A 23677-nucleotide genomic window follows, 5' to 3' on the forward strand; every position below is an offset into this window, starting at 1 on the left:
GGTAATCCCTGCCCTTTCATGGAAGACTTATGCGCACACTCACTCATATTCTTAATAAGATCCTTGCCGGATGCTGCTGTATTATTCTCGCCATTATGGTGTTCTGCGTAACATGGCAAGTTATTGCTCGTTTTATTTTTAACGCTCCCAGCACCGTGCTTGATGAATTTACCCAGATTTTATTTATGTGGATGATTTTACTTGGCGGTGTATATACCGCTGGGTTAAAAAAACATCTGGCGATTGATTTGTTGGCTCAGAAACTTCCTGCGGCATCTGTTCTGACGCTTGACAGTTTTATCCAAATTATTATTACCGTTTTTGCAGTTATTTTTATGATCTATGGAGGAAACATTGTTGTTGAAAAAGCACAACATGTTGGACAAATTTCTCCTGTATTAAAATGGCCGATGGATAAGGTCTATTGGGTTATGCCTGCCAGTGGGCTTATTCTGGTCTGGTATTCAGTGATGAATATTATTGACAACTATCGTAAACGGAATTCTCATTAACGAGGGAAGTATGGACTTTGAATATATCTACCCCGTCTTAATTTTATTTGGCAGTTTTGCCGTCATGCTGGCAATAGGTGTGCCAATTACTTTTGCTATTGGCCTTTCTTCACTGTTATCTATTATTACTGCCTTACCTCCCGATGCCGCCATTTCTGTGATTTCGCAAAAAATGACAGTGGGACTGGATGGCTTTACGTTATTAGCCATTCCCTTTTTCGTGTTAGCCGGAAACATTATGAATACCGGAGGCATCGCCCGGCGGCTGGTTAACCTGGCGCAAGCATTAGTTGGGCGTCTGCCTGGCTCACTGGCTCATTGTAATATCCTTGCAAACACGCTGTTTGGTGCTATTTCAGGTTCTGCTGTTGCGTCAGCCGCCGCGGTAGGTGGGATTATGTCACCACTGCAGGAAAAAGAGGGCTATGATCCGGCGTTCTCTGCGGCAGTGAATATTGCCTCTGCCCCCATTGGTCTGATGATCCCACCGAGCAATGTGTTGATTGTTTATTCCCTCGCCAGTGGAGGCACTTCTGTTGCAGCGTTGTTCTTAGCTGGATACTTGCCAGGCATTCTCACCGCTGCTGCTTTAATGTTTGTGGCGGCTCTTTATGCACGACGTAACCATTATCCAGTGGCAGAACGCATCAATTTTCGTCAGTTTTTGCAAATATTCCGTGAATCAATACCCAGCCTGATGCTTATTTTTATCATTATTGGCGGTATTATCGCGGGGGTATTTACGCCCACAGAAGCATCGGCAATAGCAGTAATTTATAGTTTATCCCTGGCGATGATTTACCGGGAAATCACCCTTAAGAAGCTCAATGATATTCTGTTAGATTCGGTGGTAACCAGTTCAATTGTTCTGTTACTGGTAGGCTGTTCGATGGGGATGTCATGGGCCATGACGAATGCTGATGTGCCTGAGTTAATCAACGAATTGATTACCAGCGTTTCGGATAACAAATGGGTCATTCTTCTTATCATTAATATCATTCTGTTGATCGTTGGCACCTTTATGGATATCACACCAGCGATCCTGATATTTACACCTATTTTTCTGCCGATCGCCCAACATCTGGGGATAGATCCGATTCACTTCGGCATTATTATGGTTTTCAACTTAACCATCGGTCTTTGCACACCTCCTGTCGGTACCATTCTGTTTGTTGGTTGCAGTATTGGCAAGGTCAGTATCGACAAGGTAATAAAACCATTGCTGCCGATGTTTCTGGCATTGTTTGTGGTGATGGCAATGATTTGTTATTTCCCGCAGCTCAGTCTGATGCTGCCTGGGTTATTTTCAACCTGACAAACAGACGGGCCTGAATGATTCAGGTCCGTCTGTTTACGTCTTTACTCACTGTGAGGACTGCATATCGCCAGGAGATTTAATTGGTCCATTACGGTATCGGATTGACCAACAGCTGCCCTATCGAGCCGCGATCGGCCATTTCCAGCGTCTGGCTATTAAAGTAGAACGGGAAGTGCGCCCAGGAAGGCTGACCGAAATAGACAAGCAGCTCCACTTGTCCGTCGACCCAAACGGTATCTTTCCAGCCTCTGTCTTCCGGGAACGGCATTGCGCCGTTAACGTTGCGGATCTGGAACATCACGCCTTCAATATGGAACGCTTGCGGTTCATCTGCTCGTACGGTCCAGCGCTCCCATGTTCCTTGCTGCGCGGTGACATCAATACGGTTGACGTCCCACAGCTTTCCATTGATACCCGGGTCATCACTCAGACTGATATCACGGCTGCGAATCGGCGAACCGGCCATGATTTCGGTTGGCAGCAGGCGCATCGGAAGACTGTCTGTGACCAGCGGCAGAAGACCGGTTGGGCGCAGCGTTAGCACCAGCGTGGAAACCAGAATGCTGGATGGCTCAAAGAAGCCACGAATACGATCAACAATGCTCGCCGCTTCGCCACAGGTGATAGACACTTCATCACCGTTGCTCATATCCACCAGAATCTCGCGGCGCTCGCCCGGTGCCAGCGAAAGTTGCTTCACCGACACTGGCGCAGGCAGGAATCCCTGATCGCCAGAAATCACATGTAACGGGCGACCATCGCTCATCTGTAGTTGATAGCGACGAGAGTTCGACGCGTTCAGCAGTCGCAAGCGCACCCAACCACGCGAGACTTCAACGTACGGGCTTTGCACACCGTTGACCAATAACGTATCGCCAACAAAGCCGCCGCTTCCTGGCTCGCTGTATTCCGGCGTGCCAAAGTTATCCAGCCTTTTATCCTGGATAATGACTGGAAAATCATCCACGCCATAATGGTTAGGGATTGGCAGCGACTTGCTGACTTCATCTTCCACCAGCCACATTCCGGCAAGGCCGTTATAGACCTGCTGTGCCGTGCGGTTGGGGGTATTGGCGTGATACCACAAGGTCGCTGCGTTCTGGCGAATGGGGAGTACGGGCGCCCAGTCAGCGTTTGGCGACATCATGCGTGCCGGACCGCCCATCAGTGGGCCTGGCACCTGTAGCCCGGCCACCGTCATTGAGACATTTTCTGTCAGTCGGTTGCTGTAAATCAGCTTAACATCATCGCCCTTCCAGACGCGGATAGTCGGCCCAAGATAGCGACCATTGATACCCCAAACCGACGCGCGCGTTCCTGGCGTAAATGACCAGTGCGCACGCTGTACGGTCATAAACAGCGGTTGCCCACGGCGAGATTCAAGCAGCGGCGGAACGGGCAATGGTTGCTGTTGACCGGCTGCGCTGGCCTTCAGGGGGACAGCACCTGCACAGAGTGCAATCCCCGATGCCTGAATGAACTGACGCCGACTGAGTGACATATTTGCTCCATGTAAAACTGGCTAAAGTAATACCGTGCAGGAAAGTGTTCCCGCAAAAAACAGATTGCCGACTTAAACTTTTCCGGCGGCTTCGCGCTCTGCGACTTCTTTATCGAGCTCGGCGATTTTTTGTTCCATTATCGAACGACAATGGGCAGCCAGCTCGCGAACCTGATCTTTACCATATTGACTGACATCAATTGGCGGCAGCATTTCTACGATCACTAAACCATTATTCAGTCGGTTAAGATTAATCTTATTCGAAGTCGTGGAAACACACACGGGAATAATCGGCACACCTGCTGCAATCGCAGCATGAAATGCCCCTGTTTTAAACGGCAGCAGACCGCGACCACGGCTGCGCGTTCCTTCCGGAAACATCCAGATGGAGATACGGCGTTTTTTGAAATGATTCACCACTTCGGCAATCGTGCCGTGCGCTTTAGTGCGATTGTTTCTGTCGATCAATAAGTTGCCGGTTAACCAGTACAACTGCCCAAAGAAGGGGATCCATAGCAAACTCTTTTTACCCACAGTGACTGTCGGCGGCTGCACGATGTTTGATGCCGTCACCATGTCATAGTTGTTCTGGTGGTTAGCGATATAGATAGCATTGCCGTAGCTTTCAGCATCAGCAGGTTTGCGACATTCGACCTTCAGGCCGTACAGCGGCGCAAGACGACCAAACATATGCCCGAAGGTAGCCACATGCTTCGGATTACGCGGGCTGAAAAGGCAGTAAATAGAGCCGAATACACAGACTAAGATGCTGTAAATAACGGTAATAATAAGACGAAAGATATATAGCATAACACCCTCTGAAGATCTGAGAGACTGGCATTGTACGTCACCTGAAATCAGGTTAGGGCATTGTTAAAAGCCGCTCTCTGGAAAAACGTATTGTTAATCGCAACGCATGAATAAACAACGGTTTCAAGGGAATTTTTATTGTTTATACAGACTAAATGCGGCACCGGATGACGACTTCAACGTTTCATCCGGTTCACCTTTTTGACAGGAGAAGGTGCGGCCCTCTCCTGCATTTTACTCTTCGTTGTCAGCACGCCGCGGGGAGTCAATCTCGACACGGTCAATACGCTGCAAACCACGCATCAAGGTGCCGCGACGGCCACGCTCACCGGTCACTTTCAGTAACTCTTCCGGGCGCAGTTTAATTTTGCGTTTCCCGACATGAATCGTCAGCGTACTTTGTGGGGGCAGGACATACAGATGTGCAAGACCATCCTCGCCACGAGCGGCTTCTGCCGACGGGATGTTAATGATCTTGTTGCCTTTACCCTTCGACAGTTGCGGGAGCTCACTGACTGGGAACATTAGCATACGTCCAGCCAGAGTAATTGCCAGCAACATATCGGAAGGATCCTGAATCACCACTGGCGGCATAACATGCGCGTTTTCTGGCAGAGTAATCAGTGCTTTACCTGCACGGTTACGCGCCACCAGATCGTTAAAGGTACAGACGAATCCGTAACCTGCATCGGAAGCCATCAACAGTTTCTGATCGTCGCTTTCCATTAGCATGTGATCAACGGTAGCACCTGGCGGCAACGTCAGTTTACCGGTGAGCGGTTCGCCCTGACCACGCGCTGAGGGCAGCGTAATGGGGTCGATAGCGTAGCTGCGTCCGGTAGAGTCTACAAACACCACAGGCTGATTACTCTTGCCTTTCACCGCAGCTTTGAAACTGTCACCCGCTTTGTAATTCAGACCAGGGGCGTCGATATCATGACCTTTGGCGCTACGCACCCAGCCCATCTGCGACAACACAATGGTAACCGGCTCAGACGGCAACATGTCGTGCTCGCTCATCGCTTTCGCTTCTTCGCGTTCCTGCAGCGGCGAACGGCGATCGTCACCATACGCTTGTGCGTCGGCCTGTAGCTCTTTCTTCAGCAGGTTATTCATTTTGCGCTCGGAAGCCAGAATGCCTTGCAACTGATCGCGCTCTTTTTCCAGCTCGTTCTGCTCACCGCGAATCTTCATCTCTTCCAGTTTGGCGAGGTGACGCAGTTTCAGTTCGAGAATCGCTTCCGCCTGAGTTTCCGTAATGCCGAAGCGCGACATCAGCGCCGGTTTCGGTTCATCTTCATTACGAATGATCTCAATCACTTCGTCGATGTTGAGAAATGCCACCAGCAAACCTTCGAGGATATGCAGGCGCTTGAGGACTTTCTCCAGACGATAGTTCAGACGGCGGCGTACGGTATCACGACGGAACACCAGCCATTCGGAGAGGATTTCCCGCAGATTTTTCACCGCAGGACGCCCATCCAGACCGATCATATTGAGGTTAATACGATAGCTCTTTTCCAGATCAGTGGTGGCGAAGAGGTGATTCATCACCTGCTCCATATCCACGCGGTTGGAACGCGGCACGATCACCAGACGGGTCGGGTTCTCGTGGTCAGATTCATCGCGCAGATCGTCAACCATCGGCAGCTTCTTGTTGCGCATTTGCGCAGCAATCTGTTCCAGTACGCGCGCGCCAGAAACCTGATGCGGTAGTGCGCTGATAACCACCGCGCCATCTTCTTTCTTCCACACCGCGCGCATACGCACAGAACCGCGACCGTTTTCGTAGATTTTGCGGATCTCCGCTCGGGAGGTAATGATTTCCGCTTCGGTCGGGTAGTCCGGTCCCTGCACGATATCCAGTAACTGGTCGAGCGTGGTATTGGGCTGCTCAATTAAGGCGATTGCCGCCTGCGCGACTTCACGCAGGTTGTGCGGCGGAATATCCGTCGCCATGCCGACGGCAATGCCAGTGGTGCCGTTAAGTAAAATATTCGGCAAGCGGGCAGGGAGCATTTTCGGCTCTTGCAACGTGCCGTCGAAGTTTGGCACCCAATCCGCCGTTCCTTGCCCCAGTTCACTTAATAAAAGCTCGGAATATTTCGACAGGCGGGATTCGGTGTAACGCATTGCTGCGAACGATTTCGGATCGTCCGGCGCCCCCCAGTTCCCCTGCCCGTCCACCAGCGGATAACGGTAAGAGAATGGCTGCGCCATCAGCACCATCGCTTCATAGCAGGCGCTGTCGCCATGCGGATGGTATTTACCCAGTACGTCACCGACAGTACGAGCCGACTTTTTAAATTTGGCGGTAGCATTCAGGCCCAGTTCTGACATCGCATACACAATGCGGCGTTGAACGGGTTTCAGACCATCACCAATAAACGGCAACGCACGGTCCATGATCACGTACATGGAGTAGTTTAAGTAGGCGTTCTCCGTAAACTCATGCAGCGCAAGGCGCTCTGCCATATCGCTCATTAATTCTGATTCCTCAACTTATTCGCCAGCCTTCAAAGGGGCAATATTGCTGGAGATACTACATTATCTGCCGCGTCGAGTCACAGGAGATCAGCGTCATTAGCGCCGCCGGACGTGCTCCGGCGGCGATAAAGGCATCAATGTGCCTTGATATACAACTCTTTGCTGTGAACATAATCCTGAGGATTATGCAGCGGGAAACCGCCAACGTAGGATTTAAGCAGTTTGATCAGCGGTTGATAGTAGATGGGAATGAGCGGAGCCTGCTGGTTGATAATGGCCTCGGCCTGTTGATACAGCACGTTACGTTTCCCCGCATCAGTGGTTTGCGCCGCCTGATTCAATATCGCGTCATACTGCGTGTTTTTCCAGTGACCGACGTTCTCTTCACTATCGCTTTTAAGCGTGTTCAGGAAAGTGGAAGCATCATTGTACGTCGCATCCCACGACTGCCGCGACAACATGAAATCACCGCTACGCCGGGCATCAAGATACGTTTTCCACTCCATCGTGCGCAGCGTCACCTGTGCGCCAAGCCATTTTTTCCATTCGGAAGACAAGGCTATCGCCGTTTTCTCATGCAGATCGTATTTGTTGTAGAACAGTTCAAAGCGTAGCGGGTGAGAGGCGTCGTATCCCGCCTGTTTCAGCAATGCTTTTGCCGTCGCGACGCGCTCACTCATTGGCTGTTGCAATTCATCGAACGTCGCCGCACTAAAAACTTCTACCTCTGGCGGCGTCAGCGTGGTTGCAGGCGTTCGCAGCCCGAGTACCTTTTGCGCGATTAACGGCCTGTCGACCGTCAGATATAGCGCTCGCCGGACACGAACATCGTCAAACGGCGGTTTCTGCGTGTTGAAATTGTAATATTCGCTGTTCAGACGCGGGATAATCTGCAGCTCGCCTGGCAACGATTTTTCGATAGCGGGAATTTGCTGCGCCGGAACCCAGGTCAGATCGACCTCTCCCACGCGATAACGGTTATAGCCAGTGACCGAATTATCCAGGGCCAGATACTCGACCTGCTGCAAAACGGTATGCTCTGCATCGCGGTACTTAGAATTTTTGCGAGCAGTAATCTTTTCGTTAACGACCCACTTATCAAGCACAAAGACACATTTGGCTCACAAGATTCCCCATCACACCAACGGTACATAAACATCCGTTTCCAGTCGCTGCTCTGTCATCCCTTCGGCAAGATTGGTGTAGTGAAACAGGAGCGGTGCTTTACGCATTTTCTCACCACTTTCAGGAAGCCAGCGGCGAATGATGGCCCAGATGGTATGAGATATGTTATCCGGATCGCCAACATGGCGGGCAACGGCATAGCGCCCCGAAGTAAGTTCACCATTACTCACGCCATAACGATTCTCCGGAATCGGTTCGTTAACACTGCCGCAGATATCAAAGCGAAACGCATCTGGTGCGGTGGTGGCAGGATCGTCCCAGGCGACGCCAAAGGTCTGGCTTTGATTAACAGGGGAAAGCCCCGTCTCTTTGCGCCACATGATAAATTTCGCCACGCTGTAGTTGAGCAACTCAGGACTACCGCGATGCGGCAAAATCGCCACATGGGTGGATGGAAAATCGATAACACTTACTTTCAAGGTCTGGTTTTTCATTTTGCCTCCCTGCGAAATTATTCCCGGGAACGCGTCCCGGGAGCGGTAAAATTACGGGTTTACTTTGCGGATCTGTTTAACGTCAATTTCAACAGAGTTCCAGTCTTTATCCACTTCGCCCTGAATCTCAACCGTATCTTTCGGCGTTACCGTCACACCGTTCCAGCGTTTGTGGTCGATATCTACATTGATGGTGCCGCTGGCATCTTTGAACAGGTACAGATCGTCAGAGATGCGCTCAACGATATTCCCGCGCAAGGTTACCCAGGTGTCGTCACGCAGAGATTTCGCGTTTTCTACGTTAGTTACGCTGCCGTTCGGCCCCTGGAATCCTCCGGTCTGACTTTGTGTTGCCGATGGGCCAGAAAAACCACCCTGTTCTGCTGCCATTACCGGTGCGCTGCACAGGGCCATTACTGCAATTGCTGCTGCGAATTTTTTCATGTTTGTTACTCCCTTTAACGTCTGTTTCCGAGCATTAAACAAGATAGTCCTTAACAACTTCTTAAGGAAAAAAAAGAAAATTTAGGGCTGTACAGAGCACGTTACAACACGGTTTACTTGCAACAAATACAGTTATCGCAGGGATGAAAAGATGCGAATTTTACTGATAGAAGATGACATGCTGATTGGCGATGGCATCAAAACAGGTCTGAGTAAGATGGGTTTTAGCGTCGACTGGTTTACGGAAGGTCGTCAGGGAAAAGAGGCGCTCTATAGCGCACCTTACGACGCGGTAATTCTGGATTTAACCTTACCGGGCATGGATGGCCGCGATATTTTGCGCGAATGGCGAGAAAAAGGTCAACGTGAACCGGTACTGATCCTGACCGCGCGCGACGCACTGGCGGAGCGCGTAGAAGGTTTGCGCCTGGGGGCCGACGATTATCTGTGCAAACCTTTTGCGCTGATAGAAGTCGCCGCCCGGCTGGAAGCCCTGATGCGTCGAAGCAACGGGCAAGTCAGCAATGAGTTACACCACGGCAACGTAATGCTTGACCCCGGCAAACGTATCACCACCCTGGCAGGTGAACCCTTAACGTTAAAACCAAAAGAATTTGCCCTGCTGGAACTCCTGATGCGCAACGCCGGTCGGGTACTGCCGCGCAAACTGATTGAAGAAAAACTGTATACCTGGGACGAAGAGGTCACCAGCAATGCCGTCGAAGTGCATGTGCATCATCTGCGGCGCAAACTCGGCAGTGACTTTATTCGTACCGTTCACGGTATAGGCTACACATTAGGTGAGAAATGAAATTTACCCAACGCCTTAGTCTGCGAGTCAGGCTGACGCTGATCTTTTTGATTCTGGCCTCGGTGACCTGGCTGCTTTCCAGTTTTGTCGCCTGGAAGCAAACAACGGATAACGTCGACGAGTTGTTCGATACCCAGTTAATGCTGTTTGCCAAACGGTTAAGTACGCTCGATCTCAACGAGATTAACGCTGCGGATCGCATGGCACGGACGCCAAATAAATTAAAACATGGTCATGTGGATGACGACGCGTTGACCTTTGCCATCTTTACCCACGACGGCAAAATGGTGCTCAATGATGGCGATAACGGAAAAGACATTCCATACAGCTATCAACGAGAAGGATTTACTAACGGTCAACTGGTAGATGAAGATGATCCCTGGCGTTTTGTCTGGATGACGTCGTCTGATGGTAAATACCGCATCGTTGTAGGTCAGGAATGGGAATACCGTGAAGACATGGCGCTGGCGATTGTCGCCGGGCAATTGATCCCGTGGCTCGTTGCGTTACCCATTATGTTAATCATCATGATGGTACTGCTGGGTCGTGAACTCTCGCCGCTGAACAAACTGGCGCTTGCGCTACGTTTGCGCGATCCCGACTCAGAAAAACCACTTAACACCGCAGGTGTACCCAGCGAAGTGCGTCCACTGGTCGAGTCGCTGAATCAACTGTTCGATCGTACACATGCGATGATGATCCGTGAGCGGCGCTTTACCTCTGATGCAGCTCACGAACTGCGCAGCCCATTAACGGCGCTGAAAGTGCAAACCGAAGTCGCACAGCTTTCCGATGATGATCCACAGGCACGGAAAAAAGCACTAATGCAATTACATTCGGGGATCGATCGCGCTACCCGCTTGGTTGATCAGTTGCTCACCCTGTCGCGGCTCGACTCACTGGATAACCTTCAGGACGTCGCGGAGATCCCGCTTGAAGACCTCCTGCAATCGTCAGTGATGGATATTTACCATACGGCGCAGCAGGCAAAAATTGACGTGCGGCTGACGCTCAATGCCCACGGCATCAAACGCACCGGGCAACCGCTATTGCTAAGTCTACTGGTCCGAAATCTGCTGGATAACGCAGTACGTTACAGTCCACAGGGCAGCGTGGTGGACGTCACTCTGAATGCAGATAATTTCACCGTAAGAGACAACGGCCCCGGTGTGACGCCAGAGGCACTGGCGCGAATTGGTGAACGTTTCTACCGCCCCCCTGGACAAACCGCTACCGGCAGCGGGCTTGGGCTGTCGATTGTCCAGCGAATCGCCAAATTGCATGGCATGAATGTTGTGTTTGGGAATGCGGAACAAGGTGGATTTGAGGCGAAGGTGAGCTGGTAGTGGTGATATTTTTGCAAAATTCGCAAAAGACTTTGCACATTTTGCTAATTTCACCGCACAGCTCTGTGACGTACTATAGTCGGCAAACGTCTCACCTTGAGGATAAAAAATGAGCAACATCCTGATTATCAACGGCGCGAAAAAATTCGCCCACTCCAATGGTCAACTGAACGACACCCTGACCGAAGTCGCGGATGGCACGCTGCGCGACCTCGGGCATGATGTCCGCATCGTTCGCGCCGACAGCGACTACGATGTCAAAGCCGAAGTACAAAACTTTCTCTGGGCTGATGTGGTGATCTGGCAGATGCCAGGCTGGTGGATGGGCGCACCGTGGACGGTGAAGAAATATATCGATGATGTGTTCACCGAAGGTCACGGCACGCTGTATGCCAGCGATGGTCGTACCCGCAAAGATCCGTCGAAAAAATACGGTTCTGGCGGCCTAGTACAGGGCAAAAAATATATGCTTTCCCTGACCTGGAACGCACCAATGGAAGCCTTCACCGAAAAAGACCAATTCTTCCACGGCGTTGGCGTTGACGGCGTGTATCTGCCGTTCCATAAAGCAAACCAATTCCTGGGTATGGAACCGCTGCCGACATTTATCGCTAATGATGTGATAAAAATGCCTGATGTTCCCCGCTATACTGAAGAATATCGCAAGCATCTTGTAGAGATTTTTGGTTAACTAGGGCTCTGGCTTTAGAAGGAGTTAACCATGATTACAGTAATCGCAGAAATCCGTACTCGTCCTGGTCAACATCACCGTCAGGCGGTATTGGATCAATTTGCTAAAATCGTTCCAACCGTACTGAAGGAAGAAGGTTGCCACGGCTATGCGCCGATGGTGGATTGCGCTGCTGGCGTGAGTTTCCAGTCTATGGCGCCGGACTCTATCGTGATGATTGAGCAGTGGGAAAGCATCGCGCATCTTGAAGCGCACTTGCAGACCCCGCACATGAAAGCGTACAGCGAGGCCGTAAAAGGCGATGTGCTGGAGATGAATATCCGCATCCTGCAACCGGGGATTTAACATTCCTGAAAAGAGGCCGGTGTTGCTACCGGCCTCAGGTCAGATTAGCCATTCTTTCTTCCCGTTTTCAAACCCCGATGGAAATCATTAATTCGCTTAATGGTTTTAACCGCACGCTGCGGCATCGCGGAAGCCACCGACCAGACAATCATTTCCAGGCACAACAATACCGTACCATGTAGTGGCGTTTTCCCCTTTTCATCCCCGCGCGGAACATGAATCACGATACTGGCGTCTTTGCTAAAACGTGAATCCAGCGCGTTTGTCAGCAAAATAACAGGGATCCCCAGCCGTCTCGCTTCACGCAGCGTTGTCAGCCCTTCCCGATGCGCAGATTTTTGCGCCATCATGATCAGAACATCACCTCGCTGAAGCGCGATCAATTGCTCGGCAAGGCCAATACCCGTACGGTTTAGCGCCGTGGCAGGCAAGCCTATGCGGTTGAATAGTCGTGCGGTATAGTCCGCCAGAATACCCGAAGCGCCAATGCCAAAAATTGCGACTTGCCGTGCCTGCACCAACAACGCTACCGCTTGCGCAAGCGCGTGGCGGTTTTCAGGCTCTGCCAGGACATTACAGGTATACAAATGCCCTTCAAGAACAAAGTCGATTGCGGTGTTAACATCGCTCGTCAAGTTACTCACCGTCGTAGACATCTTTTCGCTGGAACTAAGGGCTGGACCAAGCCACTGTTCCAGAGTGCGTTTCAGATCACGCAGCCCGGCAAACCCCAGGGCCTGGATAGCCCGAATCACTGTGGCATCGGAAGTGTTCAACGTGGCCGCAATTTCCATCGCCGTTTGCTCGAGTACCACTTCACGATGCTCATTAATGTAGCTGGCGACAGCTCTTAACCCAGGCGTTAACTGACTCGCGCGAGTGCGAAAACGCTCACCATAAATATCAACCCGCGTTTTGTCTTTCTGAATCATTTGGCCTCCGGTAGAGGTCGTCCCGCAATTTGTGATTGTATCTGCGCAGCCATCAGCCCCAGAGATGCAAAGGAGTTAGAAATCGCCTCTTCACGAGAAATCAACACATAGCGCCCGGTTGCAAAAATAAAATCGGCATCCAGTTCAGGCAAACGCTCCGCGCTCACATCCATTCGCCCACCTTCAGGAATGCTCTCAATCAGCGGCGGAAAGCGAAAACCAGCATCGCGTAATACCCGCCCCAGCGAATGATAGCTATGCATCACATTAATTTTTCCCTGATTTGCCTGAATCACCGATACCGTTATTTTTTGGCTGTCCAGCGTCGCCTTCAGCGCATTAATTTGTGCCTGATAGCGGCGTTCAAGTATCGCCAGCTGCGCCTGTGTTCCTGTAAGTTCTGCCAGCTTGCGGTAGATTTCTGGCGCGCCCCCTTTGAGATGATCAATGCTCACCGTGGGCGCAATTTTTTCCAGTTGTTCAATAGGCGTATTACGGGTCGGTTCTGTGATGATCAGGTCAGGCTTTGCCGCCACAATCGCTTCAATATCAATGTCGGCTGTTCCAATGAAGGCGATCGATGAATTATCGAAGTCGACACCTGTCAGTAATGCGCCTGATCGAATGAAATGGCTACCGTCAGGCCGTGTTCGCCCGTGGCTGGCGACAGGAGGTACACCGAGCTCAATCAGAGGAATAGTGATATCAAGATCGTGTAAAGAGACAATTCTCTTTGGATGTGCGGGCACTGTGACTTTGCGCCCTAAATCATCGGTAAACACCTGAACAGGTTCTGTCGCGCGGGCAAAAAATGACAACAGTATCAGCAGAGAAAAAAATAAACGCATATAACTCCCGTTAAAAACTGTTCCTGCGCTGCCAGAGCAGTAGCAAAAAGAATGGTCCACCAATCAATGAAATAATGATTCCGGCAGGCAGTTGCAAAGGCAAAAAAGCCAAACGACCAATGCTATCCGCCAGGATGACTAACAACGCCCCCGATACGGCGCTCCCCAGCAGTAATGTCGTCTGCCCGCCACGTAGAATAAAACGTGATATATGGGGGGCTATCAATCCGACAAAACCGATGTTACCAACACACGAAACGCAGACGGCTGTCAGGATTATTGGTGCGGCTACACGTAACAACGCCAGACGAGAACTATTCACCCCTAACCCAGTTGCAACCTGATGACCAAGCAGAGCGATATCCGCCGTCCTGGCGGTGAACAGCAATAAAAGAGCGGCTGGCAACATCCAACAGGCTGAAATACCGACTAACATCCAGTTAGCTGCATGCAGGCTTCCCGATAACCACATCAATGCAGTTTGTACATCTCGAACATCTGCAGTGGTCATAAATACACCGATACCGGCGGCGAAAAACCAGGAAACACCAATGCCAATCAGAACAAATCGCGGGCGGGAAATATCGCGCGCACAAAAAATCACGATTAAAGCCACCAACAAGCCACCAGCAAGACCAGCCACTGGACGCCAGAACATTCCCAGCATTGGAAACTGGAAGATCAGCCACAGCACCGCCACGCTACATCCTTCTTTGACGCCGATTAAACCGGGATCGGCAAGGCCGTTACGCGCAATGGATTGCATCGCTGCCCCCGCCATACCTAACATGGCTCCGCATAGCAATGCCATGATGACTCTCGGCAAGCGAATATCCTGCACAATATAACGTGCGTCTGTGCTTACGTTTTCTGGAGCAAACAACGCTCGCCCTACTTCCGATGCCGGGATAGAGAAAGAGCCATGCATCAGACCGAATATCAGTATTCCAACCGCAAACAGAAACAGCCCACCAAGCAACACCAGATTTTTAGGGCGTACCAGCGTCGAAAACTTACCAACACGTAGTGGGCGTAGCCCGACGTTCATTATCCGACTCATTTGAACATCCTCGTCGCCATAATGACAAAAACGGGCGCACCAACTAACGCCGTCATGACACCGGTCGCTAACTCATGGGGCGTGAAAAGCGTCCGGGCAATAATATCTGCCAGTAATAACAATAAGGCGCCGATACAAGCTGAAAGAGGGAGCAGAACGCGCAGATCCGCTGATACCAGACGCCGGACAATCTGCGGTACCAACAGGCCGACAAAACCAATGGGGCCAGCAATCGATACGGCTGCGCCACAGAGCAACGCGATCGCAAGCAGGGTGAATGTTCGCGTGCGGAGTACCGAGACGCCCAGCCCCTGCGCCATGCGATCGCCCAGAGCCAACATGTTAAGAGAGGGCGCAAGGTAAAGGGCTAACACAAATCCCCCCAGAGAAAACCAGGCGGACGTACCCAGCGTCGCCCAATCCTGCCCTGCTAAATCACCTGCTAGCCATGTCCGCATCGCCAGCAGCGTTTGTTCGTCAAGAATCAGGATTGCAGCCGTTATTGAAGAAACAAACGCCGATAGCGCCACGCCGCATAAGGTGACTTTCATTGGCGTTAACCCTGAACGCCCTGCGGAGGAAAGCAGCAATATCAACAGAAACAATAACGCGCCTCCCGCAGATGCCAGCAGTGGGCGTCCAACCGGAAAGGCCAGTCCAAGCGCGCTGGCGGCAACGACAGCGAGGGCGGCTCCGGCATTTAAGCCTAAAATATGTGGCTCTCCCAATGGGTTACGAATGACAGCCTGCAACAAAGCACCAGCAACACCAAGAGAAGCACCGGTGAGCAATGCTGCAGCTAAACGCGGCAAACGGAGTCTTACAATTACGTTGTGATCGAAGTTTTGCGGTTCAAAATGAAGAAATGCCTGCAACACCGTTTGTGGTGCAATAAATCGGGCACCAATCCCTGGATATACCACGCCTCCCACCAACAGTAAGGCGAGGAAAAAAACAGTAACCAGCCCCGTGCGCATCATACTTTTTCTACACCACGAAACGGCATGAAGAACGGTTTCCCCGTCAGAGGATTTATTGATGCGTGAACATCAACGTCAAAAACCGCTTTTACCAGCTCAGGCGTGCAATATTCCCCCTCATTTAACACACGCACCACTTTCCCCTGGCGTAAAAATATCAGCGTATCGCCATAATTCACGGCAAAATTCAGATCATGCAACACCACGACGACAGTACGCCCGTGATGACGCGTTAAATCATGTAATAACTCAAGAATTTCAACCTGATAACGTAAATCAAGCCAGGTTGTGGGTTCATCCAGCAGGATATAAGGCGTCTTTTGCGCCAACACCATCGCAATCCAGCAACGCTGGCGCTGCCCACCAGAGAGTTTTTCAACAGGTAAATGTGCAAACTCCTGCGTACCGGTTAATTTCAGAGCCTCTTCTACCGCCAGCTCATCGGCGTCGCTCCATTGACGTATGAAATTTTGCCAGGGAAAACGCCCACGCGACACCAGTTCATAAACGGTTAAGCCCTCCGGCAATAATGGCGACTGCGGCAAGATCCCAAGTCTACGGGATAACGCTTTCGTTGGTTGCTCGTGAATCGCTTTACCATCCAGCAATATCGCGCCGCCCATGGGTTGCAAGATACGTGCAATGGTGCTGAGCAACGTCGACTTTCCACAGCCGTTTGCCCCAACCAGAACGGTCATTTTTTCTGTGGGAACGGAGAAAGAAACACCATCAACAATGATTTTCTTGTGATACCCGGCAGAAACATTGTCGAGGATCAGCCCCTGCCCTTTTGCGTTATGTGCCACGTGTACGCCAACTTAATCAAAGACAAACAAAAATAAAACTCATTCTCCTTTGAGAGTTTGACGCCACAAAATGTAGTAGTCAAGAAGTTAAAAGCCATACAAAAACAAGGTAAATAACAGGTGAAATATTTTTAAAAATAAAAACAAAACCATTAAATATTAATAAGTTACCATCAATTTAATTGCATTAACCTCTCATAAAAACACATGTAGCAATTTTTTGTTATTTCTCATTTACTACTACATCACCGCATGATTGAATGATTCTCAATTACATATCCGATGGCGAAATAACAAACGGATAGTGCTTAGTGAGCAACAAGAAACAATTTTCACTCGCGACAATCCGTGAGTTTTTGGGATAACAGACTAAATGGCTAAGTTCACACCTTCATTCTCAGGAATCAAAGGTCGGGCGCTCTTTTCACTGCTCTTTGCAGCACCGATGATTCATGCAACCGACACTGTAACGACCAAAGATGGCGAAACAATCACTGTTACAGCGGATGCAAATACCGCAACTGAGGCGACCGATGGTTATCAACCCCTGAGCACCTCCACGGCGACATTAACCGATATGCCGATGCTAGATATCCCGCAGGTGGTCAATACGGTTAGCGATCAGGTTCTGGAAAATCAGAATGCGACGACGCTGGATGAGGCGCTTTATAACGTCAGTAACGTGGTACAGACCAATACATTAGGCGGAACTCAGGACGCCTTTGTACGTCGTGGGTTTGGTGCTAACCGGGATGGCTCCATCATGACCAATGGTCTGCGAACCGTACTTCCTCGTAGCTTCAACGCTGCAACTGAACGTGTGGAAGTGCTAAAAGGTCCGGCCTCCACGCTGTATGGCATTCTCGATCCTGGCGGACTGATTAACGTCGTGACAAAGCGCCCGGAAAAAACATTCCATGGTACTGTCTCAGCCACTTCCTCCAATTTTGGCGGAGGCACTGGGCAACTGGATATCACAGGCCCCATTGAAGGTACTCAGCTGGCATATCGCCTGACGGGGGAAGTGCAGGATGAAGATTACTGGCGGAATTTCGGTAAAGAGCGCAGCACATTTATTGCCCCATCACTCACCTGGTTTGGTGATAATGCAACAGTAACCATGCTCTATTCACATCGGGATTATAAAACGCCGTTCGATCGTGGAACGATTTTCGACCTTACGACGAAACAGCCCGTCAACGTTGATCGAAAAATACGTTTCGACGAACCGTTTAATATTACAGATGGTCAGTCCGATCTGGCGCAACTCAACGCAGAATATCATCTCAATAGCCAGTGGACAGCGCGCTTTGATTACAGCTACAGCCAGGATAAATACAGCGATAATCAGGCTCGTGTTACCGCGTATGATGCAACGACAGGAACGCTGACACGGCGTGTTGATGCAACTCAGGGATCTACCCAGCGTATGCATTCTACTCGTGCGGATCTGCAAGGGAATGTTGATATTGCTGGATTCTATAATGAGATTCTGGGTGGGGTGTCATATGAATATTATGATCTTCTGCGCACAGATATGATTCGCTGTAAAAACGCTAAAGATTTCAATATCTACAACCCCGTTTATGGCAATACCAGCAAATGCACAACGGTTTCGGCGTCGGACAGCGATCAGACGATCAAACAGGAGAGCTACTCAGCTTATGTACAGGATGCGCTCTATCTGACAGATAACTGGATTGCTGTCGCCGGGCTCCGCTATCAGTATTACACGCAATATGCGGGTAAAGGCCGTCCTTTTAATGTCAATACTGACAGCCGCGATGAACAATGGACGCCCAAACTGGGGTTAGTCTACAAACTGACGCCATCGGTATCCTTATTTGCGAATTATTCGCAAACATTTATGCCGCAATCGTCAATTGCCAGCTACATCGGCGATCTTCCACCGGAATCATCTAATGCTTACGAAGTCGGGGCAAAATTCGAGCTGTTCGATGGTATAACCGCAGATATTGCGCTGTTTGATATCCATAAACGTAACGTGTTGTATACCGAAAGTATTGGTGATGAAACCATCGCCAAAACGGCAGGCCGCGTTCGTTCAAGAGGGGTAGAAGTCGACCTTGCAGGAGCATTAACAGAAAACATTAATATCATTGCCAGCTACGGCTATACCGATGCTAAGGTTCTGGAAGATCCTGATTATGCAGGAAAACCATTGCCGAATGTTCCTCGTCATACCGGTTCGCTATTCCTGACCTATGACATTCATAACATGCCTGGCAATAACACACTAACGTTTGGCGGTGGCGGACATGGCGTAAGCCGTCGTTCGGCAACCAATGGGGCTGACTATTATCTGCCAGGCTATTTTGTTGCCGATGCCTTCGCCGCATACAAAATGAAATTGCAGTATCCAGTCACTCTGCAATTAAACGTCAAAAACCTGTTTGATAAAACGTATTACACCTCTTCCATCGCCACAAATAATCTGGGTAATCAGATTGGCGATCCGCGTGAAGTACAATTCACGGTGAAAATGGAATTTTGATAAAAAAAGCCCGGTATACGCGTGTATACCGGGCTATGTTTTATTCTCCTGACGGGAAGATCATCAGACCTCAATCTCCGCCATGTCGCCTTTCTCTTGCAACCAGTTACGGCGGTCTTCCGAGCGTTTCTTCGCCAGCAGCATGTCCATCATCGCGTCGGTACGCTGATCGTCTTCATCGTCGATGGTCAACTGCACCAGACGGCGAGTGTTCGGGTCGAGCGTGGTTTCACGTAGTTGCAGCGGGTTCATTTCACCCAGACCTTTAAAACGCTGGACATTTGGCTTGCCTTTCTTGCGTTTTAATTGTTCGAGCACGCCCTCTTTCTCTTCTTCCGTCAAGGCGTAATAGACCTCTTTACCAAGGTCAATGCGGTAGAGCGGTGGTAGCGCTACATATACGTGACCATGTTTCACCAGCGTACGGAAGTGTTTTACAAACAAGGCGCAGAGCAACGTGGCAATGTGCAGACCATCGGAATCAGCATCCGCCAGGATACAGATCTTGCCATAACGCAGTTGGCTAAGATCGTCGCTGTCAGGATCGATACCGATCGCTACCGAAATATCGTGTACTTCCTGTGAGGCCAGCACTTCGTCGGAAGAAACTTCCCAGGTGTTAAGGATCTTACCTTTCAGCGGCATGATCGCCTGATATTCACGATCGCGCGCCTGCTTGGCAGATCCGCCTGCAGAGTCCCCTTCCACAAGGAACAGTTCGGTACGGTTAAGATCCTGCGCGGTACAGTCTGCCAGTTTGCCAGGCAGTGCCGGGCCGCTGGTCAGCTTTTTACGCACCACTTTTTTGGCCGCACGCATACGGCGCTGGGCGCTGGAAATCGCCATCTCCGCCAGCAGTTCAGCCGCCTGAACGTTCTGGTTCAGCCACAAGGTGAAGGCATCTTTCACCACGCCCGAAACGAATGCCGCACACTGACGCGAAGAGAGACGCTCTTTGGTCTGCCCGGCAAACTGCGGATCCTGCATTTTTACTGACAGCACATAGGCGCAGCGATCCCAGATATCTTCCGCCGACAGCTTCACGCCGCGCGGCAGAATGTTGCGGTATTCGCAAAACTCACGCATCGCGTCCAGCAGCCCCTGACGCAGACCGTTAACGTGCGTACCGCCCTGCATCGTTGGGATCAGGTTGACGTAGCTTTCGGTCAGCAGTTCGCCACCTTCCGGCAGCCACAAGAGCGCCCAGTCCACCGCTTCGGTATCGCCAGAAAAATTACCGATAAACGGTTTTTCTGGCAGCGTCGGCAGACCATTTACCGCTTCCGCCAGGTAATCATTCAGACCGTCCTGGTAGCACCAGCGTTGTTCGGTATTGTTGATCTCATCTTTAAAAGTGATCTCAACGCCAGGGCACAGTACCGCTTTGGCTTTCAGCACATGTGTAAGACGGGAAACAGAGAAGCGCGGGCTGTCAAAGAAAGTTTCATCCGGCCAGAAGTGCACGCTGGTGCCTGTGTTGCGTTTACCGCAAGTACCAACAACCTGCAAATCCTGCACCTTTTCGCCATTTTCAAAGGCGATGTTATAAATCTGACCATCGCGGCGCACGTTAACTTCTACGCGCTTCGACAGGGCGTTAACCACCGAAATCCCCACGCCGTGCAGACCGCCAGAGAACTGGTAGTTTTTGTTAGAAAATTTACCGCCCGCGTGCAAACGGCAAAGAATCAGTTCTACCGCCGGAACACCTTCTTCCGGGTGAATATCCACCGGCATTCCACGGCCATCGTCAATCACTTCCAGCGACTGGTCAGCATGTAAAATAACGTCCACGCGTTTTGCGTGACCGGCCAGTGCTTCATCCACACTGTTATCAATGACTTCTTGCCCCAAATGGTTAGGGCGAGTGGTATCCGTATACATCCCCGGACGGCGGCGAACCGGCTCAAGCCCGGTGAGTACCTCAATGGCATCAGCGTTATAAGTTTGCGTCATGGTTTAAGTTAGTAATTCGAGTTGATCGTCAGAGATGGTGCAGACCAAGAAAATCGACGATCGGGTTGAAATAATCTTCGAAGCCCGTGAATGCGTGGTTGCCGCCTTCTATAACAGTCTGGCGGCAGGAAGCGTAGTACGCCACCGCCTGGCGGTAATCCAGCACTTCATCTCCCGTCTGTTGCAGCAGCCAGAGCAAATCCGGCGCTTCCAGCGGGTCAATCTGCATGACTTTAAGATCGTAAATATGGCGAGACTCTAGCACATATTGCTGCCCGGTGTAGGGGTTCTCGTTCTGACCGAGATAGTCAGTAAGCAGTTCAAACGGGCGCACCGCCGGGTTTACCACCACTGCGGGCAGCATAAAACATTGCGACAACCAGGTGGCGTAATATCCCCCCAGTGACGAACCGACAATACCCAGCGAATCGCCGCCATGTTCCAGGACAATGGATTCCAGCAGTTCTGCCGCATCGGAAGGATACGGCGGTAACTGCGGAATAATCATCTCAACGTCAGGGTGATGTTCCGCCAGCCAGTTTTTCAATAAGCTCGCTTTCGCAGAACGCGGCGAACTATTGAAACCGTGTAAATAAAGAAGCGTCGACATCAGTAACCTTCTGAAGCGGTATCTGGTTGGAAACGGGAGTCTGCCAGGCGGTGTACTTCTGTGGTCAGCGTGCCATCGGCATGGAGTTCCAGCGTACGCCAACCGGGCGCGATAGTGTCCAGCGTGAAGTTGGAACAGTGCGGCTTAAACTGCACGCAGGTCGATGGCGTTGCCAGCAGGCGACGACCATTCCAGTCGAGATCCAGTTCCTGATGGATATGGCCGCATAACAGATATTTGACGTGCGGAAAATTCACCAGCACGTTATCCAGTTCACCCGCGTTACGCAGACTGTGTTGGTCAAGCCAGCTACAGCCCGCAGGCAACGGATGATGATGCAGCAAAAGCAAGGTATGGCGCTCTGGCGCATCAGCCAGTTTACGTTCCAGCCACTCGAGTTGAAACTCGCTTAGCTCACCGTGCGGTACGCCAAACACCTGGCTGTCCAGCAACAGGATTTGCCACTGTTCACCGATAAACACGCGTTTCGCTGAAGATATACCCGCGTCCTGTAGCGCGCTGTACATCGCAGGCTGGAAATCATGGTTGCCCGGCAGCCAGACGCAGGGCGCACGAAAACTTGCGATGCCTTCAGCGAAGTGCTGATAGGCCGCAGCCGTTTGATCCTGCGCTAAATCACCTGTCGCGACAATCAGGTCGAATTCGTGCTGGTGTGGGCGAATCGCCTCCAGCACCGCCTGGTAACTTTCCCAGGTGTTCACCCCTAACAGGGCTTCGTGCTTTTGCGCAAACAGGTGAGTATCGGTAATTTGTAAAATCCTGACTCTGGACTCACCAGCCAGAGGAAGGGTTAACAGGCTTTCCAAATGGTGTCCTTAGGTTTCACGACGCTAATAAACCGGAATCGCCATCGCTCCATGTGCTAAACAGTATCGCAACCAGTCCGCTAAAAACTGATTAATTTGATGCTTTTCGTCGCGTTGATGCAACTTTTTATTAGGATAATCATACCGCGCTTTGAAGCGAAAAATCTGCTGACTTGAACACACTTCAGCCACCATCGCGTCATGATACAGACGCACAGTCATCGACGGAAGGCTCCAGTAACTGATCGCTGGCGCAATCTGTTCAATAGTCACCAGGGTAGTGTATCGGGTCGATTCCACAATCGTTAGCCGATATTGTGCGTTTGCCACCTGATAGCTTACAGTTTCACCGGGTGCGTCATTGCGCGGTAACAAACGGCGCAATTGTGAAAAGTTCATCTCGCACAGGCGCATCATTTCAGGAAAGTCAGGTGTGTAACGCTTCATTTATGCCCACTCATTTTTTAACGCTTGATGATGCAGTTGCAGCCATTGCAAAGCGATGACCGACGCTGCGTTGTCGATTTTCCCCTCTTCTACCCATTGGTATGCCTGTTCCCGACTTACCACATGAACGCGAATATCTTCGTTTTCATCAGCCAGACCGTGAATACCGCTTGCGGTCGTGGCGTCCACTTCGCCCACCATAATTGACGAACGCTCGCTGGTGCCGCCTGGGCTTGCCAGGAAACTTAACACCGGTTTGGTCCGTTTCACGTTTAGTCCCGCCTCTTCAATCGCTTCGCGACGGGCAACATCTTCCACACTCTCACCTTCTTCAATCATCCCGGCAACCATTTCCAGTAACCAGGGCGTTTCGCTGGTGTCATACGCGGCGATTCGTATCTGCTCAATCAGTACAACTTCATCGCGCACTGGGTCAAAGGGTAGCAAGACTGCGGCGTGACCGCGTTCAAAAATTTCCCGCCGGACCTCATGACTCATTTGCCCGTTGAATAAACGATGACGAAATCTATAAAGATCTAATGAAAAAAAGCCGCGATAAAGTGTTTCTCGTGCAATAATTTCTACATCGTTTTTGCCAAATGTAACGGGCAGGTTGTCTGGCTTAAGCATGGCTAATGTCCTGGCACTAATAGTGAATAAAATGTGAATTTCAGCGACGTTTGACTGCCGTTTGAGCAGTCATGTGTTAAATTGAGGCACATTAACGCCCTATGGCACGTAACGCCAACCTTTTGCGGTAGCGGCTTCTGCTAGAATCCGCAATAATTTTACAGTTTGATCGCGCTAAATAC

Annotated in this window: 22 protein-coding genes and 1 pseudogene; 7 read left to right on the forward strand and 16 right to left on the reverse strand. The window is 50.7% G+C overall.

Annotated elements, in window-relative coordinates; all coding sequences use genetic code 11:
* The first annotated feature begins 29 nt into the window (after nt 1-29).
* Together D9734_RS21175 and D9734_RS21180 are read left to right on the forward strand one after the other, a co-directional pair.
* A complete protein-coding gene (locus tag D9734_RS21175; RefSeq protein WP_130210329.1) occupies nt 30-512 on the forward strand; it encodes a TRAP transporter small permease in 483 nt (160 codons plus the stop codon).
* Nucleotides 513-522: 10 nt separating this feature from the next.
* Nucleotides 523-1827: a TRAP transporter large permease subunit gene (locus tag D9734_RS21180; protein ID WP_130210331.1), complete on the forward strand. Its 1305-nt coding sequence runs from the start codon at nt 523-525 to the stop codon at nt 1825-1827.
* A 91-nt stretch (nt 1828-1918) separates the two neighbouring features.
* Here the strand turns inward: D9734_RS21180 and ftsP are convergent, their stop codons facing one another.
* The 6 genes and pseudogenes from ftsP to ygiW form a co-directional block, all read right to left on the reverse strand.
* Nucleotides 1919-3331: a cell division protein FtsP gene (ftsP, locus tag D9734_RS21185; RefSeq protein WP_130210333.1), complete on the reverse strand. Its 1413-nt coding sequence runs from the start codon at nt 3329-3331 to the stop codon at nt 1919-1921.
* Nucleotides 3332-3403: 72 nt separating this feature from the next.
* On the reverse strand, nt 3404-4141 hold the full coding sequence (gene plsC, locus D9734_RS21190) for a 1-acylglycerol-3-phosphate O-acyltransferase (protein ID WP_000965725.1): 738 nt from the start codon (nt 4139-4141) through the stop codon (nt 3404-3406).
* 234 nt (nt 4142-4375) lie between these two features.
* Nucleotides 4376-6625 carry a DNA topoisomerase IV subunit A gene (gene parC / locus D9734_RS21195; RefSeq protein WP_130210335.1) on the reverse strand — a complete coding sequence of 750 codons (2250 nt, stop codon included), beginning with the start codon at nt 6623-6625 and terminating at the stop codon, nt 4376-4378.
* A gap of 137 nt (nt 6626-6762) precedes the next feature.
* A pseudogene (locus D9734_RS21200) lies at nt 6763-7737 on the reverse strand (ABC transporter substrate-binding protein); the annotation flags it as partial.
* A gap of 27 nt (nt 7738-7764) precedes the next feature.
* Nucleotides 7765-8247, reverse strand: a complete 483-nt coding sequence (locus tag D9734_RS21205; protein ID WP_130210337.1) for a GyrI-like domain-containing protein — start codon at nt 8245-8247, stop codon at nt 7765-7767.
* Between the two features lie 51 nt (nt 8248-8298).
* Nucleotides 8299-8691 (reverse strand): OB fold stress tolerance protein YgiW, encoded by a 393-nt coding sequence (ygiW, locus tag D9734_RS21210; protein ID WP_096251400.1) that lies wholly within the window; start codon nt 8689-8691, stop codon nt 8299-8301.
* Nucleotides 8692-8842: 151 nt separating this feature from the next.
* Between ygiW and qseB the strand changes: the two genes are divergently transcribed.
* The 4 genes from qseB to D9734_RS21230 all read left to right on the forward strand — a co-directional run bounded on the left by qseB (nt 8843) and on the right by D9734_RS21230 (nt 11884).
* Complete coding sequence (qseB, locus tag D9734_RS21215; RefSeq protein WP_130210339.1) at nt 8843-9502, forward strand: quorum sensing response regulator transcription factor QseB; 660 nt, start codon at nt 8843-8845, stop codon at nt 9500-9502.
* On the forward strand, nt 9499-10848 hold the full coding sequence (gene qseC / locus D9734_RS21220) for a quorum sensing histidine kinase QseC (protein WP_130210341.1): 1350 nt from the start codon (nt 9499-9501) through the stop codon (nt 10846-10848). The genes qseB and qseC overlap by 4 nt, the downstream gene beginning before the upstream one ends.
* A gap of 109 nt (nt 10849-10957) precedes the next feature.
* Entirely contained in the window at nt 10958-11539 is a 582-nt protein-coding gene (mdaB, locus tag D9734_RS21225; RefSeq protein ID WP_000065430.1) for an NADPH:quinone oxidoreductase MdaB, read from the forward strand.
* A gap of 30 nt (nt 11540-11569) precedes the next feature.
* Entirely contained in the window at nt 11570-11884 is a 315-nt protein-coding gene (locus D9734_RS21230; RefSeq protein ID WP_000633737.1) for a putative quinol monooxygenase, read from the forward strand.
* Nucleotides 11885-11928: 44 nt separating this feature from the next.
* Here D9734_RS21230 and D9734_RS21235 read toward each other — a convergent pair whose 3' ends face one another.
* Genes D9734_RS21235 through D9734_RS21255 form a run of 5 tightly spaced genes read right to left on the reverse strand, consistent with a single transcriptional unit; the run spans nt 11929 to nt 16510 of the window.
* Nucleotides 11929-12816, reverse strand: coding sequence for a MurR/RpiR family transcriptional regulator (locus D9734_RS21235; RefSeq protein WP_130210343.1), 888 nt, complete (start codon nt 12814-12816; stop codon nt 11929-11931).
* Nucleotides 12813-13664 (reverse strand): iron-siderophore ABC transporter substrate-binding protein, encoded by an 852-nt coding sequence (locus tag D9734_RS21240; protein ID WP_130210345.1) that lies wholly within the window; start codon nt 13662-13664, stop codon nt 12813-12815. Before D9734_RS21240 ends, D9734_RS21235 begins: the two co-directional genes overlap by 4 nt.
* 10 nt (nt 13665-13674) lie before the next feature.
* Nucleotides 13675-14712, reverse strand: coding sequence for an iron ABC transporter permease (locus D9734_RS21245; protein ID WP_130210371.1), 1038 nt, complete (start codon nt 14710-14712; stop codon nt 13675-13677).
* A gap of 8 nt (nt 14713-14720) precedes the next feature.
* Nucleotides 14721-15704, reverse strand: coding sequence for an iron ABC transporter permease (locus D9734_RS21250; protein WP_130210347.1), 984 nt, complete (start codon nt 15702-15704; stop codon nt 14721-14723).
* Nucleotides 15701-16510 carry an ABC transporter ATP-binding protein gene (locus D9734_RS21255; RefSeq protein WP_130210349.1) on the reverse strand — a complete coding sequence of 270 codons (810 nt, stop codon included), beginning with the start codon at nt 16508-16510 and terminating at the stop codon, nt 15701-15703. Before D9734_RS21255 ends, D9734_RS21250 begins: the two co-directional genes overlap by 4 nt.
* Nucleotides 16511-16883: 373 nt before the next feature.
* On the opposite strand from D9734_RS21255, the gene D9734_RS21260 reads away from it, so the two are divergent.
* The gene (locus D9734_RS21260) at nt 16884-19025 is read left to right on the forward strand and encodes a TonB-dependent siderophore receptor (RefSeq protein WP_130210351.1); all 2142 of its coding nucleotides are present in this window, start codon (nt 16884-16886) and stop codon (nt 19023-19025) included.
* A gap of 63 nt (nt 19026-19088) precedes the next feature.
* On the opposite strand, the gene parE is transcribed toward D9734_RS21260, so the two are convergent.
* The 5 genes from parE to nudF are packed head-to-tail and all read right to left on the reverse strand — an operon-like array spanning nt 19089 to nt 23495.
* Entirely contained in the window at nt 19089-20981 is a 1893-nt protein-coding gene (gene parE, locus D9734_RS21265; RefSeq protein ID WP_130210353.1) for a DNA topoisomerase IV subunit B, read from the reverse strand.
* A gap of 28 nt (nt 20982-21009) precedes the next feature.
* Nucleotides 21010-21591: an esterase YqiA gene (yqiA, locus tag D9734_RS21270; protein WP_130210355.1), complete on the reverse strand. Its 582-nt coding sequence runs from the start codon at nt 21589-21591 to the stop codon at nt 21010-21012.
* A complete protein-coding gene (gene cpdA, locus D9734_RS21275) occupies nt 21591-22418 on the reverse strand; it encodes a 3',5'-cyclic-AMP phosphodiesterase (RefSeq protein ID WP_130210357.1) in 828 nt (275 codons plus the stop codon). Before cpdA ends, yqiA begins: the two co-directional genes overlap by 1 nt.
* Before the next feature lie 24 nt (nt 22419-22442).
* The gene (locus D9734_RS21280; RefSeq protein ID WP_000833390.1) at nt 22443-22865 is read right to left on the reverse strand and encodes a DUF1249 family protein; all 423 of its coding nucleotides are present in this window, start codon (nt 22863-22865) and stop codon (nt 22443-22445) included.
* The gene (gene nudF, locus D9734_RS21285; RefSeq protein WP_130210359.1) at nt 22866-23495 is read right to left on the reverse strand and encodes an ADP-ribose diphosphatase; all 630 of its coding nucleotides are present in this window, start codon (nt 23493-23495) and stop codon (nt 22866-22868) included.
* Nucleotides 23496-23677: the final 182 nt, after the last annotated feature.

The sequence above is a fragment of the Escherichia sp. E14S1 genome (assembly GCF_004211995.1).
In the GTDB taxonomy this organism is placed as follows: domain Bacteria; phylum Pseudomonadota; class Gammaproteobacteria; order Enterobacterales; family Enterobacteriaceae; genus Escherichia.

What these genes read in the sequence shown, in the direction of transcription:
- D9734_RS21175 (WP_130210329.1), top strand. Translation starts at nt 30, where the DNA reads ATGCGCACACTCACTCATATTCTTAATAAGATCCTTGCCGGATGCTGC.
- D9734_RS21240 (WP_130210345.1), bottom strand. Translation starts at nt 13,664, where the DNA reads ATGCGTTTATTTTTTTCTCTGCTGATACTGTTGTCATTTTTTGCCCGC.
- D9734_RS21230 (WP_000633737.1), top strand. Translation starts at nt 11,570, where the DNA reads ATGATTACAGTAATCGCAGAAATCCGTACTCGTCCTGGTCAACATCAC.
- D9734_RS21250 (WP_130210347.1), bottom strand. Translation starts at nt 15,704, where the DNA reads ATGATGCGCACGGGGCTGGTTACTGTTTTTTTCCTCGCCTTACTGTTG.
- D9734_RS21205 (WP_130210337.1), bottom strand. Translation starts at nt 8,247, where the DNA reads ATGAAAAACCAGACCTTGAAAGTAAGTGTTATCGATTTTCCATCCACC.
- yqiA (WP_130210355.1), bottom strand. Translation starts at nt 21,591, where the DNA reads ATGTCGACGCTTCTTTATTTACACGGTTTCAATAGTTCGCCGCGTTCT.
- D9734_RS21260 (WP_130210351.1), top strand. Translation starts at nt 16,884, where the DNA reads ATGGCTAAGTTCACACCTTCATTCTCAGGAATCAAAGGTCGGGCGCTC.
- ygiW (WP_096251400.1), bottom strand. Translation starts at nt 8,691, where the DNA reads ATGAAAAAATTCGCAGCAGCAATTGCAGTAATGGCCCTGTGCAGCGCA.
- parC (WP_130210335.1), bottom strand. Translation starts at nt 6,625, where the DNA reads ATGAGCGATATGGCAGAGCGCCTTGCGCTGCATGAGTTTACGGAGAAC.
- parE (WP_130210353.1), bottom strand. Translation starts at nt 20,981, where the DNA reads ATGACGCAAACTTATAACGCTGATGCCATTGAGGTACTCACCGGGCTT.
- D9734_RS21180 (WP_130210331.1), top strand. Translation starts at nt 523, where the DNA reads ATGGACTTTGAATATATCTACCCCGTCTTAATTTTATTTGGCAGTTTT.
- plsC (WP_000965725.1), bottom strand. Translation starts at nt 4,141, where the DNA reads ATGCTATATATCTTTCGTCTTATTATTACCGTTATTTACAGCATCTTA.
- qseC (WP_130210341.1), top strand. Translation starts at nt 9,499, where the DNA reads ATGAAATTTACCCAACGCCTTAGTCTGCGAGTCAGGCTGACGCTGATC.
- D9734_RS21245 (WP_130210371.1), bottom strand. Translation starts at nt 14,712, where the DNA reads ATGAACGTCGGGCTACGCCCACTACGTGTTGGTAAGTTTTCGACGCTG.
- D9734_RS21235 (WP_130210343.1), bottom strand. Translation starts at nt 12,816, where the DNA reads ATGATTCAGAAAGACAAAACGCGGGTTGATATTTATGGTGAGCGTTTT.
- ftsP (WP_130210333.1), bottom strand. Translation starts at nt 3,331, where the DNA reads ATGTCACTCAGTCGGCGTCAGTTCATTCAGGCATCGGGGATTGCACTC.
- D9734_RS21280 (WP_000833390.1), bottom strand. Translation starts at nt 22,865, where the DNA reads ATGAAGCGTTACACACCTGACTTTCCTGAAATGATGCGCCTGTGCGAG.
- nudF (WP_130210359.1), bottom strand. Translation starts at nt 23,495, where the DNA reads ATGCTTAAGCCAGACAACCTGCCCGTTACATTTGGCAAAAACGATGTA.
- qseB (WP_130210339.1), top strand. Translation starts at nt 8,843, where the DNA reads ATGCGAATTTTACTGATAGAAGATGACATGCTGATTGGCGATGGCATC.
- mdaB (WP_000065430.1), top strand. Translation starts at nt 10,958, where the DNA reads ATGAGCAACATCCTGATTATCAACGGCGCGAAAAAATTCGCCCACTCC.